The sequence below is a fragment of the Phenylobacterium sp. genome (assembly GCF_037138395.1).
In the GTDB taxonomy this organism is placed as follows: domain Bacteria; phylum Pseudomonadota; class Alphaproteobacteria; order Caulobacterales; family Caulobacteraceae; genus Phenylobacterium.
The window spans coordinates 1-1656 of the sequence record NZ_JBAXIM010000267.1 but is presented as its reverse complement, the minus strand read 5'-3'; the positions used below and the strand labels follow the sequence as shown (position 1 = coordinate 1656).

Here is a 1656-nt window from a genome sequence, read left to right as displayed (position 1 = left end):
GGGTCCGCCATGGCGGACCCCGGTTTCAGTGTTTCGGGGCGACCTTATGCACCGTCCCTGCGCCGGCGTCAGGCGAAAATCAGGGGTCAATCTGAGGCCAGGTCGGCTTGCATTTCGCCATCGCCTTCGTCATGTTCTGAGCAATGCTCAAATTGACTGCGGCCCCCTTTCGCCGCGTCGCGCCGGACCGAGGAGTTTCCCATGAGTGACGGAGCCGTTGACCTGAAGGCCGAGGCCCGCGCCCGGGCCTATTCCATGCCCCTCGAAGACATCAACGTCGCCGACCCCGAGCTCTTCAAGACCGACACCCAGTGGCCCTATTTCGAGCGCCTGCGGAAGGAGGACCCGGTCCACCTGCACCCGGCCGAGCACCATGAGAACGGCGCCTTCTGGTCGGTGACCCGGTACAACGACATCATGGCCGTGGACACCAACCACGGGGACTTCTCGTCCGAACCGTCCATCACCCTGGCGGACCCAATGGACGACTTCACCCTGCCCATGTTCATCGCCATGGACCAACCCAAGCATGACATGCAGCGCAAGACCGTCAGCCCGGCGGTCTCGCCCCAGAGCCTGCACCTGATGGAACCCCTGATTCGCAGCCGGATCCAGCACACCCTGGACAACCTGCCCATTGGCGAGCCCTTCGACTGGGTGGATCGGGTCTCCATCGAGCTGACCACCCAGATGCTGGCCACCCTCTTCGACTTCCCCTTCGAGGATCGCCGCAAGCTGACCTTCTGGTCCGACGTCGCCACGGCGGACAATTCGTCCAAGCACTTCAAGACCGATGACCCGGAAATGGAGCGTCGCGGCTACCTCTTCGAATGCGTGGACTACTTCACCCGGCTCTGGAACGAGCGGGTCAACGCTGAGCCCAAGGGCGACCTCATCTCCATGCTCGCCCACGGCGAAGCCACGCGGAACATGGACCGCATGGAGTACCTGGGGAATCTGATCCTGCTGATCGTCGGCGGCAACGACACCACCCGCAACTCCATGACCGGCTCGGTCTACGCCATGAACCAGTTCCCGGACCAGTTCGCCAAGCTCAAGGCCAACCCGGACCTCATCCCCTCCATGGTCGCCGAGACCATCCGCTGGCAGACCCCCCTGGCCCACATGCGGCGCACCGCCCTGCGGGACGTGGAGTTGGGCGGCAAGACCATCCGCAAGGGCGACAAGGTCGTCATGTGGTACGTCTCCGGCAACCGGGACGACGAGGTCATCGAGAACCCCAACAGCTACATCATCGACCGCGAGCGTCCGCGCCAGCACCTCTCCTTCGGCTTCGGCATCCACCGCTGCGTGGGCAACCGCCTGGCCGAGCTGCAGCTGAAGATCCTCTGGGAAGAAATCCTCCAGCGCTTCCCCGAGATCCAGGTCGTCAGCGAGCCCGAGCGCATCTACTCGGCCTTCGTGAAGGGCTATGAGAGCATGCAGGTGATCATCCCCTCCCGCCTGTAGGGCCCCGGGACGGAGGGGGCCGCTGAGCCGCCGTTGACCCCCTCACCCGGCTACGCCGGGAGCTCCCCCTAAGGTGGAGCATTTAGACGGCTCCAATTCCGCCCCCAAGGGGGAGGTGGCGCGCGCAGCGTGACGGAGGGGGTCAACGGCGCTCGCCTCAGTCGCCCCTCTCCAGCGCCCTCAGCA

The 1656-nt window shown here is 64.9% G+C and carries 1 protein-coding gene; it reads left to right on the top strand.

The window, feature by feature from the left end; translation table 11 throughout:
- The first annotated feature begins 201 nt into the window (after positions 1 to 201).
- Positions 202 to 1470: a cytochrome P450 gene (locus tag WCJ52_RS13100; protein ID WP_336903744.1), complete on the top strand. Its 1269-nt coding sequence runs from the start codon at positions 202 to 204 to the stop codon at positions 1468 to 1470.
- Positions 1471 to 1656 lie beyond the last annotated feature (186 nt).